The 13451-nt window shown below is 69.5% G+C and carries 9 protein-coding genes and 1 pseudogene; 7 read left to right on the top strand and 3 right to left on the bottom strand.

The genetic code is table 11. The features are described from left to right. Both V7Z54_RS05645 and smc read right to left on the bottom strand, forming a co-directional pair. Window positions 1–423: pseudogene (locus tag V7Z54_RS05645) on the bottom strand (hypothetical protein); the annotation flags it as partial. Beyond that, window positions 420–3962, bottom strand: a complete 3543-nt coding sequence (gene smc / locus V7Z54_RS05640) for a chromosome segregation protein SMC (RefSeq protein ID WP_334135016.1) — start codon at window positions 3960–3962, stop codon at window positions 420–422. The pseudogene V7Z54_RS05645 and the gene smc, both read right to left, overlap by 4 nt. A gap of 293 nt (window positions 3963–4255) precedes the next feature. Here smc and dapC point away from each other — a divergent pair, with 293 nt between their 5' ends. The 7 genes from dapC to V7Z54_RS05605 all read left to right on the top strand — a co-directional run bounded on the left by dapC (window position 4256) and on the right by V7Z54_RS05605 (window position 13122). Then, on the top strand, window positions 4256–5521 hold the full coding sequence (dapC, locus tag V7Z54_RS05635) for a succinyldiaminopimelate transaminase (protein WP_334135015.1): 1266 nt from the start codon (window positions 4256–4258) through the stop codon (window positions 5519–5521). Further along, window positions 5518–6342 (top strand): 2,3,4,5-tetrahydropyridine-2,6-dicarboxylate N-succinyltransferase, encoded by an 825-nt coding sequence (dapD, locus tag V7Z54_RS05630; RefSeq protein ID WP_334135013.1) that lies wholly within the window; start codon window positions 5518–5520, stop codon window positions 6340–6342. Before dapC ends, dapD begins: the two co-directional genes overlap by 4 nt. 104 nt (window positions 6343–6446) lie before the next feature. Beyond that, window positions 6447–7610, top strand: a complete 1164-nt coding sequence (locus V7Z54_RS05625; RefSeq protein WP_334135012.1) for a PilT/PilU family type 4a pilus ATPase — start codon at window positions 6447–6449, stop codon at window positions 7608–7610. Window positions 7611–7624: 14 nt separating this feature from the next. Beyond that, complete coding sequence (dapE, locus tag V7Z54_RS05620) at window positions 7625–8791, top strand: succinyl-diaminopimelate desuccinylase (RefSeq protein WP_334135010.1); 1167 nt, start codon at window positions 7625–7627, stop codon at window positions 8789–8791. After that, entirely contained in the window at window positions 8788–9789 is a 1002-nt protein-coding gene (gene prmB / locus V7Z54_RS05615; RefSeq protein ID WP_334135009.1) for a 50S ribosomal protein L3 N(5)-glutamine methyltransferase, read from the top strand. Before dapE ends, prmB begins: the two co-directional genes overlap by 4 nt. Then, complete coding sequence (locus V7Z54_RS05610) at window positions 9786–11930, top strand: ATP-binding cassette domain-containing protein (RefSeq protein WP_334135008.1); 2145 nt, start codon at window positions 9786–9788, stop codon at window positions 11928–11930. Before prmB ends, V7Z54_RS05610 begins: the two co-directional genes overlap by 4 nt. A gap of 106 nt (window positions 11931–12036) precedes the next feature. Continuing rightward, on the top strand, window positions 12037–13122 hold the full coding sequence (locus tag V7Z54_RS05605) for an RsmB/NOP family class I SAM-dependent RNA methyltransferase (RefSeq protein ID WP_334135006.1): 1086 nt from the start codon (window positions 12037–12039) through the stop codon (window positions 13120–13122). Between the two features lie 15 nt (window positions 13123–13137). On the opposite strand, the gene V7Z54_RS05600 is transcribed toward V7Z54_RS05605, so the two are convergent. Further along, the coding region (locus tag V7Z54_RS05600; RefSeq protein WP_334135005.1) for an MFS transporter at window positions 13138–13451 on the bottom strand (314 nt) is incomplete at its 5' end.

Raw genomic sequence — 13451 nt, 5'->3', positions numbered from 1 at the left:
CTGACGGTAGCGGCGGCCCGGTGTCACGGTTTCCCATCCGGCGTCGGGGGGCGCGTCGCCGGTGTCGTCCGTTTCATCCCGTGCGGGCCGACCCTCGATGAAAAAGGGCTTGCTGCCGATGCGGCGACTGCCCGGCAGCACGGCCCACACCGCCTCAGCCGAGACCGGTTTGTCCACGTGCAGCGGCACGATCGCATCGAGCCGCTCATTCAGCACAGGCGGCGCCGGCTCGACGCGCCCAGGCGTCAGGACCGGGGCATCGAGCGTCGGCTCACGCCGCCCGCTCTCATCGGCACCGGGGCGTTCCTCCGCGTCGGCACGGCGTGGCGTCAGGCGGCGCACCTGCCAGCGGTGGTAGAGCCACACCGCCAGCAGCACCACGCCGCCGGCCAGCCACAACGCCAGCTGCAGGGGAGTCATCATGAGGCCGCATTCTCCATCAGCGACGTGGCCTGGGCGAGGTCCACGGCCACGATGCGCGACACCCCCTGCTCCTGCATGGTCACACCGATGAGCTGCTGTGCCATTTCCATCGCGATACGGTTGTGGCTGATAAACAGGAACTGGGTGTCGCGGCTCATGCGAGTAACCAGCCGCGCGTAGCGCTCGGTGTTGGCGTCGTCCAGCGGCGCATCGACCTCGTCGAGCAGGCAGAACGGTGCCGGGTTGAGCTGGAACATGGCAAACACCAGCGCGATGGCGGTCAGCGCCTTCTCGCCCCCGGACAACAGGTGGATGGTCTGGTTGCGCTTGCCCGGCGGCTGCGCCATGACCTGCACGCCCGCGTCCAGGATTTCGTCGCCGGTCATGATCAGGCGCGCCTGGCCACCGCCGAAGAGTTCGGGAAACAGCTGCCCGAAGTGCACGTTGACGGTGTCGAAGGTGTGCGCCAGCAGCTGGCGGGTTTCGGCGTCGATGGTGCGGATCGCGTTCTCCAGGGTCTGGATGGCCTGCTGCAGGTCACGCGACTGATGGGACAGAAACTGTTCGCGCTCGCGCGCCGCTTCGAGCTCCTGCAGCGCCGCCAGATTGACCGCACCCAGCGCGGCGATGTCGCGCTGCAGCCGATCGATTTCCCCCGGCAGTGCCGACAGACGCACCCCCTCCTGTGTGACGCTGCGCTGCACCTCGTGTGGCTCGGCGCCAGCCTCGGCCAATTGCTGCGCCAATTGATCCAAGGCCAACTGCGCCGCCTGCTCTTTGAGCTGGAAGTCGGTGATGCGTGCACGCAGCGGCTCGAGCTCGCGCTCCAGGCGCAGGCGCTGCTCGTCGGCCGCGCGCAGGCGCGCGGTCAGCTCGTCGTAGCGGCTGCGCGCCGCCGCCAGTTGGGCGTCGCAGCGCTGGCGTTGCTGCAGCGCCTGCTGCAGCGCCTCGTCGGTCCCGTCGTCGTGCAGCTGGGCCAGTTCCTGCTGCACCTGTTCGAGCTCGGTCTGAAGGCGCGCGCGCTGCTGCGCGGCGGTGTCGGTCTGGCGCTGCCATTCGGCGCGCTGGGTGGCCAGTGTGCGGCGGGTAAAACGGGCTTCCTGTGCCTGCCGCTCGGCCGCACGCCACTGCTCGCGGACAGCATCGCATTCGGCGGCAGCACGCATCGCCCGCTCTTCGGCCAAACGGGCCTGCTCCTGCAGATCGGCCAACTGCAAATCCAGCGCCTCGAACGCCAGTTCGCTTTGCACGCGCCGCTCCTGCAGCGCCTCGATCTGGGACTGCAGCTCGTGCAGGTCGTGCGCTAGGCGCTCCTCGTGGCGGCGGGCCTCCTGGGCCCGCTGCTCGCCGGCAAGCAGCTCCAGCTGCAGCGCGTGCCGTCGCTGCTGCAGCTCGCCTAACTCGCGTCGTACCTGCCCGATGCGCTGCGTCAGCTCGCCCACCAGCGCCTCGGCGCGCTGGGCCCGTTGCCTGGCGTCGTCATGCAGCAATTCATGGGCCCGCGCCTGGCGCTGCAGGTCTTCGATCTCGTGCGCCCGCGCCAGCATACCCGACTGGGGGTCGTCGTCGGCGTGGAAGGTGAGGTCATAGCGCCCCACACTGTGGCCCTGCGGCGTGTACAGGCGCTGCCCGGTGCGCAGTGCGCTACGCCAGCGCAGCGCGGTGGTCAGGTCGGGCGCCGTCAAGCAGCCTTGCAGCCAGTCGGCCAGCACGGCGTGCAGCACCACGTCGTGCACCCGCAACCGCTGCAGCAACGGGGTGGCCGCCGGGTCGGGCAGTGCCAGCGTCGCCCCGTCGGCCGCGGGCGCCGCCGCAGGCGGTGCCAAAAACGTCAGCTTCACCGGCGGCGCGGTGCGCTGCAAGCCCGCCAGGCCGTCGAGCTGGCGCACACACCGCGCACGCACGCGCTCGCGCAGCGCCGTCTCGATGGCCGCCTCCCAGCCCGGCTCGGGGTCGAGCTGCGGCCACAGACTCGCCAAGCCCTCCAGCCCTTGTTCGCGCAGCCACGGCTGCAGCCGCTCATCGTTGGCCAGCCGTTCCTGCAGGGCCTGCAGCGCCTGCAGACGGGCGCGGATATCGGCACCCCGGCGCGCCTCCTCGCGCTCAGCTTGTTGCGCCTCGCGCCAAGCGGCCTGTGCCTGTGGCAGCGCCTCCTCGGCATCGTGCAGCCGGGCCTGCGCCTGGGCCAGTGCGCCTTCGGTGAATTCCAGCTCCTGGCGCCAATGCTGCAGCCGCTGCGGGTCAGGTGCTTCGACTCGGCCGCGCTCGGCGCTGAGCCGTTGCTCGCGCTGGCGCAGCTGTCCCAGCTGCTCGTCGAGCGCGCGCTGCTCGGCTGCCTGCACGCCCAGCGCCTGCTGCACCTGGGTCAAGCGCTCGCGCAGCGCGGTCCACTGCTGCTGGACCTGTTGCGCGGCGTCCTCCAGCACGGGCAGCCGCTGCAACTGCTCCTCGACACGCGCCGCCGCCACCTCGGCTTCCTCGGCGGCGCTGGCCTCCAGCACGTCGAGCTCAGCCAGCGCCTGCGCTGCTTGGGCCGCGCGCTCGGCCCATTCCTCGAGCTGCTGCTGCAGGGCCTGCAGGCGCTGCTGCGCGCGCTGGCGACTTTCGGTGGCGAAACGCCGCTGCGCCTGCAGCCGCGCCGCCTCGGCCGCGGCCTGATAGACCTGCCCCTGGGCGGCGTTGACCGCTTCGCCCGCTGCGTAGTGGCTCTGCCGCAACGTCTCCAAATCGGCTTCGAGCGCGCGCAGCGCCGCCACGCGCTCCTCTAGCGTGGCCAGCGCCTGCAGCCCTTGCACGCGCACCGCCTCGAGCTGGGCTGCTGCCTCCTCGCGTTTGAGCCACCAGAGCTGGTGCTGGCGCCGCTTCAGGCGCTCCTGCAGCTCGTGATAGCGGCGTGCCACCTCCGCCTGCTGCTCCAGCCGCTGCAGTTGGGCGTGTAGTTCGCGCAGGATGTCCTCGACGCGCGTGAGGTTGTCGCGCGTGTCGGCCAGGCGCGCCGCGGTCTCCCGCCGGCGTTCCTTGTACTTGGATACGCCCGCCGCTTCCTCCAGAAACAGCCGCAGCTCCTCGGGCCGGCTTTCGATGATGCGGCTAATCGTCCCCTGGCCGATGATGGCGTAGGCCCGTGGCCCCAATCCGGTACCCAGAAAGAGGTCCTGCACGTCGCGCCGCCGCACCGGCTGGTTGTTGATGGTGTAACTGCTGGTGCCGTCGCGCGTGAGCACGCGCCGCACGGCGATTTCGGCGTACTGGTTCCACGGGCCGCCCGCGCGCCGCGCGCTGTTGTCAAACACCAGCTCGACGCTGGCCCGCTGCGCCGGCTTGCGCTGCGCGCTGCCGTTGAAGATGACGTCCTGCATCGACTCGCCGCGCAATTCGCTGGCGCGCGACTCGCCTAGCACCCAGCGCACGGCATCCATGATGTTGGACTTGCCGCAGCCGTTGGGGCCCACCACACCCACCAGCTGCCCAGGCAGGTCAAAAGTGGTCGGGTCGGCGAACGATTTGAAGCCGGAGAGTTTGATCGTCTGCAGTCGCACGGGGCGCTAGTTTACGGGCGGCTTCGGCGCCGGAGGCCGAAGGTCGAGGCGCGGCCTTGGCTTTGGGTGTAAGGCGGCTTCCACCCCGGTGACAACAATCCCGCGCGCACGCACAGCGGGAAAGCCAGCGCGGGCCGTGGGCCGAAGCGACTGCCTGGCGCGCACAGATGGGACCCACAGATGGGGACGCGCACCCGGTACCATTGCGCTGTTGCGTGCCCGCCCGCGTGTCGTGATCTGCGATCGCCGCCTATTGACTGGGCCTGATGCGTGTTGCACCGCCTGCCACTGTCATGAACGTCCCCCTCAATCCGTTGCTGCAGCGGCTGCAGCCCTACCCGTTTGAGCGGCTGCGCGCGCTGTTTTCCGGGATCACACCCAACCCGGCGTTTAGCCCCATCAACCTCGGTATTGGCGAGCCGCGTCACCCCACCCCGCCGGTGCTGCGGGATGCGCTGCACGCGGCCATCGAGCGGCCTGACGGCGGACTGGCGGTGTACCCCGCCACGGCCGGCACGCCCGCGCTGCGGCAGGCGTGCGCCCGCTGGGTGCAGCGCCGCTACGGCGTGGCGCTGGACCCCGACACCCAGGTACTGCCCACACTGGGCTCGCGCGAGGCGCTGTTTGCGCTGGCGCAGGTGGTGATCGACCCGCGCGCTTTTGCCAGCGGGCAGCAACCCATCGTCGTCTGTCCGAATCCGTTCTACCAAATCTACGAGGGAGCAGCGCTGCTGGCCGGGGCCCAGCCCTGGTACGCCCCCAGTGATCCGGCCCGCAATTTCGCCGTGGACTGGGAGCAGGTACCAGCCGAGGTGTGGGCACGCACTCGGCTGCTGTATGCCTGCTCACCCGGCAATCCCACCGGCGCGGTGATGCCGCTGGACGAATGGGAGCGGCTGTTTGCGCTCAGTGACCGCTATGGCTTCGTCATCGCCAGCGACGAGTGCTACAGCGAAATCTACTTCCGTGACACCCCGCCGCTGGGTGCGCTGCAAGCCGCCGCCGCCCTTGGGCGCACCACGTTTGAGCGCCTGATCGTGCTCACCAGCCTGTCCAAGCGCAGCAATGCGCCGGGGCTGCGTTCGGGGTTCGTGGCGGGCGACGCCGAGCTCATCCGCGCCTTCACGCTGTACCGCACCTATCACGGCAGTGCCATGAGCGTGGCCGTGCAGCAGGCCAGCGCCGCCGCCTGGGAGGATGAGGCGCACGTGCAGGCCAACCGCGCTCTGTACCGGAAGAAGTTCGACCGCATCACGCCGCTGCTGGCGCAAGTGCTGGACGTGCGGCTGCCCGACGCCGGCTTTTACCTATGGGCCGGCGTGCCCGGCGGCGACGATGTGGCGTTCGCGCGTGCGCTCTACGCCCAATACAATGTCACGGTATTGCCCGGGCGCTATCTGGCGCGCGATGTCGGCGGCCTCAACCCCGGCGCGGGCCGTGTGCGGCTGGCGCTGGTGGCCGAGCTCGATGAGTGCCTGCAAGCCGCCGACCGTATCGTCCGTTTCGTGCGCGCGGCAGCTCCGATCCCAACCCCGCCTTCTTGTCCTAATCAGCCATGACCCAACAACTGCAGCAGATCATCGAAAACGCATGGGACAACCGCGCCCAGCTGTCGCCGGACAGCGCGCCGCAGGAAGTCATCGACGCGGTCGAGCACGTCATCGACGAGCTCAACACCGGCCGCTTGCGCGTAGCCACGCGCGAGGGCGTGGGCCGCTGGACCGTGCACCAGTGGATCAAAAAAGCGGTGCTGCTGAGCTTTCGCCTGCACGACAACGAGCTCATGCGCGCCGGGGATCTGGCCTTCTACGACAAGGTCAAGACCAAGTTTGCGCACCTGAGCGCGCAGGAGATGGCCGCCGCGGGCGTGCGCGTGGTGCCGCCGGCCGTGGCGCGCCGTGGCAGCTTCATCGCCCGCGGCGCCATCCTGATGCCGTCCTACGTCAACATCGGCGCCTACGTCGATGAAGGCACGATGGTCGACACCTGGGCCACCGTCGGTTCATGCGCGCAGGTCGGCAAAAACGTGCATCTGTCGGGCGGCGTCGGTCTGGGTGGGGTGCTGGAGCCGCTGCAGGCCAACCCCACCATCATCGAGGACAACTGCTTCATCGGCGCGCGCTCCGAGATCGTCGAGGGTGTGATCGTCGAGGAAAACTCGGTCATCTCCATGGGGGTCTACATTGGTCAAAGCACCCCGATCTACGACCGCACCACGGGCGAGATCCTGTATGGGCGTGTGCCGGCCGGCTCGGTGGTCATCAGCGGCAGCCTGCCCAAAGAAGGGGGCAAGTACAGCCTGTACGCCGCCATCATCGTCAAGCGCGTCGATGCGCAAACGCGCGCCAAGACGAGCCTGAACGAGTTGCTGCGCGACTGAGTGCCGACGGTAATGCAGGCGCAAGCGCGAATGCAGAGGGCTGCGCCCGGACGCCGCAGCGGGCCCCGGGGGCGGTGTGGCGTGCGTTGCCGCAGGGGATCGCCATGGGCGTGATGGAGCAATTGCTGCGCCTGATGGCCGAGCGGCGGGCGTCGGACATCTACCTCTCCGCGTCTTCGCCGGTGCTGATTAAGATCAACGGCGTCACCCAGCCGGTCAATGACAAGCCGTTGCCCGCCGACGGCCCCTACCGGCTGCTGGCGGAAGTGGTCAGCGCCGAGCAGTTACGCAGCTTCGACCAGTCCGGGGAACTCAACATCGCCATCCCCATGCCCGAAGTCGGGCGCTTTCGCATCAGCGCGATGCGGCAGCGTGGCACGTGTGCCGTCGTGGTGCGCTTCATCAGCGGCCAGATTCCGCCGGTATCTGAACTCGGCATCCCTGCGGTGCTGACGCGCATGATCATGGCCAAGCGCGGCTTGATGCTGGTGGTTGGGGCCACCGGCTCCGGCAAAAGCACCACGCTGGCTGCCCTGCTCGACCACCGCAACACGCACGACTGCTGTCATATCCTCACCATCGAGGATCCGATCGAGTACCTGTTCAAGAACAAGAAGGCGGTGGTCAACCAGCGCGAGGTCGGCAACGACACCGAATCGCTGCACGTGGCACTGAAGAACGCGCTGCGTCAGGCCCCCGACGTAATCCTGATCGGCGAAATCCGCGACCGCGAAACGATGTCGCATGCCATCGCCTACGCCCAATCCGGGCACCTGGTGCTGGCCACCCTGCACGCCAACAACAGCTATCAGGCGCTCAACCGCATCCTCAACTTCTACCCGGTCGAAGTGCGGCCGACGATGCTCAACGATCTGGCGTCGTCGCTGCGCGCTATCGTGTCGCAACGGCTGCTGCGCACAGTCGATGGTGGACGCACCCCGGCGGTGGAAGTGCTGGTCAACACGCGCCTGATCAGCGAGCTGATCGAAAAGGCCGACTTCTTCGGCGTGCGGGAGGCGCTGGAAAAGTCGATGGCTGAAGAGTCACAAACCTTTGAAGCTGATCTGGCTCGACTGGTGCTGTCGGGGCGGATTACGCGCGACGAAGCGCTGGCCTACGCCGACTCGCCCACCAACCTGCTGTGGCGCCTGCAAAACGATGACCGGGCCCGCGCCGCCGCAGCGCAGTCGGCCGCGCGCGGGCCCGCCGCCGAACCCGCCCGGGGAGGAGGCCCTTCGTTCGAGGGCTTCTTACCCCCCCAATCGTGACTCCCCGCGTGTCCATGACCGATACCCTGCGCCTGACGGAGGCCCTGATCCGTTGCCCCTCCATCACGCCTGACGACGCGGGCTGCCAGTCGCTGATCGCCGCGCGCCTGCGGGCGCTGGGTTTCGACTGTGAAACGCTGCCCAGCGGGCCAGACGACTTCCGCGTGACCAACCTGTGGGCACTGCGTCCCGGCGCCACCCCCGACGCTGCGGTGCTGGTGTTTGCCGGCCACACCGATGTGGTGCCGACCGGGCCACGCGATCGCTGGGACAGCGACCCCTTCACGCCCACGTTGCGCGACGGACGCCTGTACGGGCGCGGCGCCAGCGACATGAAGGCGTCGCTGGCGGCCATGGTGGTGGCCTGCGAGCGGTTTTTGCGCGAATGTCCCACGCCGGCGCTGGCCATCGGCTTTCTGCTCACCAGCGACGAGGAGGGACCGGCGCGCGACGGCACCGTGGTGGTGTGCGAATGGCTGCGCCAGCGCGGGCAGCGGCTGGATTACTGTATCGTCGGCGAACCCACCAGCGTGCAACGCACCGGCGACATGATCAAAAACGGCCGCCGCGGCTCCTTAAGCGGGCGGCTCACCGTCAAGGGTATCCAGGGACACATCGCCTACCCGCACTTGGCCCGCAACCCCATTCACCTGCTGGCGCCGGCGCTGGCCGAGCTGGTCGGCACACGCTGGGATGAGGGCAACGCCCATTTTCCGCCCACCAGCTGGCAGGTCAGCAACATCCACGGCGGCACCGGCGCCGGCAACGTGATTCCGGGCACCGTGACGGTGGACTTCAATTTCCGCTTTAGCACCGAATCGACCCCGACCGAGCTGCAGGCGCGCGTCGAGGCCATCCTGGCGCGCCACGGCTTGCGCGCCGGAGACGACTACGACCTGACCTGGACGCTGGGTGGCCTGCCCTTTCTGACGCCGCGCGGTCCACTGGTCGAAGCGGTCAGTGCGGCAATCCGGGACGTCACCGGCATCGAGCCGGAGCTGTCCACCACCGGCGGCACCAGCGACGGGCGTTTTATCGCCCAGATCTGCCCGCAGGTGGTGGAGTGCGGACCGCCCAACGCCACCATCCACCAGGTCAACGAATGCATCGCGCTGGACGATCTGGAAGCGCTGACGGCGATCTACCACCGCACGCTACACCGGCTGGCGGGGCGGCCATGAGCGGCGACACGCTGGCTGGGCTGATCACCGACGCGGCGCAACGACTCGAGCGCGCCGGCGTGGCGTTTGGACACGGCACCACGAATGCGCGTGACGAGGCGGCGTGGCTGGTTCTGTGGCGGTTGGGGCTGCCACTGGACACCGATTGGATCCGCAACGGCCACCAGCCCATTGACCCCGATGCGGCTTGGCAGGTGCAGGCCCTCATCGAAGAACGCATCCGCACCCGCAAGCCGGCGGCCTATCTCACCGGAGAGGCGTGGTTGCAGGGGGTGCCGTTCTATGTCGACGAGCGCGTCATCGTGCCGCGCAGCCTGATTGCCGAGCTGATTGCCGCGGCACCGCAGGCCGATCCGATCGATCCCTGGCTGGGGCCGCACACGCACCGCGTGCTCGATCTGTGCACGGGCAACGGGTCGCTGGCGGTGCTGGCAGCCATGGCCTGGCCCGAGGTGCAGGTGGACGCGGCGGACATCAGCGCCGACGCCCTACAGGTGGCGCGGCGTAATGTGGTACGTCACGGTCTTCAGGATCGCATCCGCCTGCTGCAGTCTGACGGCTGGCGTGGCATTGAAGGCCGCTACGACCTGGTGCTGTGCAACCCGCCCTACGTCAACCGGCTCAGCATGGCGACGCTGCCCCCCGAGTTCCGGGCCGAGCCGGCGCTGGCGCTCGACGGCGGAGACGACGGCATGGACTTCGTCCGCCACTTGCTGGCGCACGCGCTGCAGCACCTCAACCCCGACGGCGTCCTGGTGTTGGAAATCGGGCACGAGCGCCCGCATTTCGAGCGCGCCTTTGCGCATTTGCCGGTGGTGTGGCTGCGCACCAGTGCCGGTGACGATGCCGTGCTGTTGATCACCCACGATGCGCTGGCGTGGTGGGCTGCGGCTGCCGCCGATGCCCAGCAACCGGCCGCACCCGCCACCGGCGGCGCCCCGGGGTCTACTGCGACCGCGGGGGATGGCACCCCGGGTGACACCCGACGCGCTCCATGATCGTGCTGCGGGATGTGGTGCTGCGACGCGGCACGCGGGTGGTGCTGGACGGTGCCAGTGTAACGCTGCAGGCGGGCGAAAAAGTCGGCCTGGTGGGGCGCAACGGGGCCGGCAAATCGAGCCTGCTGGCGCTGCTGCGTGGCGAGCTGCACGAGGACCGCGGCGACGTCCTGCGCCCCAAGCACTGGCGCATCGCCCATGTGGCGCAGGAGATGCCCGACACCGACGCCGATGCCACGGCGTTCGTGCTGGCGGGCGACACCCGCCTGGCGCAGGCCCAGGACCAACTGGCCGCCGCCGAAGCAGCCGGGGACGGCACCGCAATCGCATGGGCGCACGCGGCGCTGGCCGATGCCGGCGCGCACGAGGCCACGGCGCGCGCGCAGGCCCTGCTGCTCGGGCTGGGCTTTACCCCCGACCAGCTGCAGCAGCCAGTGCGGGCATTTTCCGGCGGCTGGCGCATGCGGCTGCAGCTGGCATGCGCGCTGATGTGCCCCAGCGACCTGCTGTTGCTGGACGAGCCGACCAACCACCTCGATCTGGATGCCCTGATCTGGCTGGAAGGCTGGCTGCAGCGCTACACCGGCACGCTCATCGTGATCAGCCACGACCGGGAGTTTCTGGACGCCGTCACGCGCGTGACGGTGCAGCTCGACAGCGGGCAGCTGACGCGCTACAACGGGCCCCTGAGCGCCTTCGAGGAGTGGCAGGCCCAGCAGCTGGCCCACCAACAGGCCGCCTACGAGCGGCAGCAGGCCCGCATCGCGCACCTGCAGCGCTTCGTCGAGCGCTTCCGCGCCAAGGCCACCAAGGCGCGGCAGGCGCAGAGCCGACTGAAGGCGCTGGCGCGCATGGAGCGTGTGGCGCCGGTGCTGGCACGGCGCGACTTCGCCTTTGCCTTTGCGCCGGCAGGGGACATGCCAAACCCGCTGCTGGCGCTGCACGACGTGACCGCCGGCTACCGGCTGGCCGATGGCACCGAACGGCCCATCGTGCGCAGCGTGCGCTGCAGCGTGCTGCCGGGGCAGCGCATCGGCATCCTCGGAGCCAATGGGCAAGGCAAATCGACGTTGATCAAGACGCTGGCCGGCGTGTTGCCAGCGCTGGCCGGGCGCGTGGTGGCCGGACGGGGCTTGCGCATCGGCTACTTTGCCCAGCACGAGCTCGACGTGCTGCACCCCGACGAGACGCCGCTGCAACACCTGCAACGTCTGGCGCGCAGCGCTGAGGCGCAGGGCCTCATGAGCGGTTCACCATCGCGCGAGGCTGACCTGCGCGCCTTTCTGGGTGGCTTTCAGTTCAGCGGGGAGATGGCGCTGCAGCCGGTGGGGACCTTCAGCGGGGGCGAAAAAGCGCGCCTGGTGCTGGCGCTGCTGGTCTGGCAGCGTCCCCACCTGCTGCTGCTTGACGAACCCACCAATCACCTGGACCTGGAGCTGCGCGAAGCGCTGGCCCTGGCCCTCAACGATTTCGACGGCAGCGTGCTGCTGGTCAGCCACGATCGCGCGCTGCTGCGCAGCGTATGCGACGTCTTCTGGCGCGTGTGCGACGGACACTTGCTGCCCTTCGAGGGCGACCTGGAGGACTACCAGCGGCTGGTGCTGGAGCAGGCGCGCCAGCGTCGCGAGGTCTGGCGCCAGCGCACCTCTGCATTGGCCGCAGGCGACGGGCCCGCAGTGGCGCCCGCGCAGGGCCGGGCACCTGCAGCGGGGCGTTCAGTCTCGATCGGGCCCGGCGACACGGCACCCAGGCCCACCCCTGCCACCGCCAACCTGACGCGCGCCTCGGCGCGGGGAACAAGCGCCATGGCTACAGAGGCCGGGCGGCAGGCCACACGGTCGCCGCAAGAGCGGCGACGCCTCATGGCGCAGCGACGCCAGCAGTTGGCGCAGCGGTTGCGTCCCCACCTGCGAGAGCGCGATGCGCTGGACGCCGAGCTGCAGCGCCTGCAGGCCGAGCACGGTGTGTTGACCGAGCAGTTGGCGCTGGCAACGCTGTCGCCCCAGCAGCGCGCCGAGCTGGGGCGGCGCCTGAAAGCCCTCGAAGCGGACATCGCGGCCACCGAAGAGCGCTGGCTGGCGGTGGCCGAGATCATCGAAACGCTGGAGCGCGAGGCCAGCGCCGACGACGGCCAACCCTGACCGCGTCCCGCCACGCCCGTCCCGTGTCGCGCCACGCCGTTCATGCCGATATTGACGCCCCATGAAAAACTTCTGTTCTCCTGCTGGCCGCCCTGGGTGCGCAGTCATGCCGCGCGCGGATGAACGGGCGCACGCGCTTGGGGTGCCCAGCACAGCGCCTGGGGCCACGGCGTGCAGGGCCGCGCTGGCCTCGCCACCCGAAGCCCCACCACTGGCCGGGGCGGGACCGCACGCCGATGCCGATCTGCCTCCCCTGCCCCCCGCTTTCGAAACGCTGCTGCGGACGGTGCTGCCGGAACCGTGGCTGGCGCTGGCACTGGCCAGTTATACCGCACCGAAGGACGTGGTGTTTCGCCTCAACCCGCTGCGTCTGCACGACCGCGCCGCTGCGCTGCAAGCACTGCAGGCGTTGCCGTTGCAGCCACTGGATGGTGTGACGGACGTCTTCCGCGTGCCACCCGCAGCACGGGACGCGCTAACCCACCATCCGCTGGTGGCCGATGGCCACCTCTATATCCAGGGCGCGGCCAGTATGGCGGCGGTGTGGGCGCTGCAACCTCAGCCCGGTGAGGAGATCCTGGATCTGGCTGCGGCACCCGGCGGCAAGACGGCGCTGATGGCGGCCTGCATGGACAACCGCGGCCGCATCGCGGCGGTGGAGCCGGTACGGGCGCGTTTTTTCCGCCTGAAGGCGAACCTGCAGCGGCTGGGCGTGCGCATCGCGCAGCTGTACCCGAAGGATGGCACCGTGGTCGGCCGGCTGGTGCCGCAGCGCTTCGACCGCGTGCTGCTCGACGCGCCGTGCTCATCCGAGGCGCAGATCACACGGCTGGATCCGGCCTCGTGGGCGCACTGGAGCCCGCGCAAGGTGCATGCCAGCGCCGCGCTGCAGCTGCGTCTGCTGCATTCGGCGGCCGAAGCCCTCAAGCCCGGTGGCGTGCTGGTGTACAGCACGTGCTCATTGTCGCCGCAAGAAAACGAATGCGTGCTCGATGCACTGCTGCGGCGTCGCGACGACCTGGAGCCGGAACCCGCCCCCTGGCCCTGCCCGCTGCCGGCGCTGCCCGGCTTGACGCGGTGGGCGGGACAATCCCTGCATCCGGGTCTGACACACGCGCGCCGGGTGGTTCCAACCACCTGGACCGATGCCTTCTTTCTGTGCCGGTTGCGCAAACGCCAGCCGGCGGCCTGAACTGCCCACGCCGGCTCAGGCCGCTCGGGTGCGTTCGCCGACGGCCAGCGCTGCCGCCACTGCCAGCAGCAACGTCACCGCGCCTGCCGCCAGCGTCGCCGCGTACCAGCCATGGTCCATCAGCACGCCAAACACCAGCGGTGCCAGTGCAAAGCCCGAATCCAGCCCCGAGTAGACCAGCCCGTACACCCGCCCCGTCGCGCCCTTGGGCGTAGCCCGCTTGATCAGCAGATCGCGGCTTGGTCCGCCGATGCCGACGGCCAGACCCGTGACCGCCAGCAGCGCCATCGAGCCCAGTCCACCCAGCCAGCCGCTGGCGGCCAGCAGCA

It is taken from the genome of Tepidimonas sp. (assembly GCF_036824975.1).
In the GTDB taxonomy this organism is placed as follows: domain Bacteria; phylum Pseudomonadota; class Gammaproteobacteria; order Burkholderiales; family Burkholderiaceae_C; genus Tepidimonas.
The sequence above is the reverse complement of the archived record's forward strand: the minus strand, read 5'-3'. Positions and strand labels throughout refer to the sequence as shown.

Coding starts and splice junctions, on each gene's coding strand:
- dapC (WP_334135015.1), top strand. CDS start 4,256: ATGAACGTCCCCCTCAATCCGTTGCTGCAGCGGCTGCAGCCCTACCCG.
- dapD (WP_334135013.1), top strand. CDS start 5,518: ATGACCCAACAACTGCAGCAGATCATCGAAAACGCATGGGACAACCGC.
- V7Z54_RS05625 (WP_334135012.1), top strand. CDS start 6,447: ATGGGCGTGATGGAGCAATTGCTGCGCCTGATGGCCGAGCGGCGGGCG.
- dapE (WP_334135010.1), top strand. CDS start 7,625: ATGACCGATACCCTGCGCCTGACGGAGGCCCTGATCCGTTGCCCCTCC.
- prmB (WP_334135009.1), top strand. CDS start 8,788: ATGAGCGGCGACACGCTGGCTGGGCTGATCACCGACGCGGCGCAACGA.
- V7Z54_RS05610 (WP_334135008.1), top strand. CDS start 9,786: ATGATCGTGCTGCGGGATGTGGTGCTGCGACGCGGCACGCGGGTGGTG.
- V7Z54_RS05605 (WP_334135006.1), top strand. CDS start 12,037: ATGCCGCGCGCGGATGAACGGGCGCACGCGCTTGGGGTGCCCAGCACA.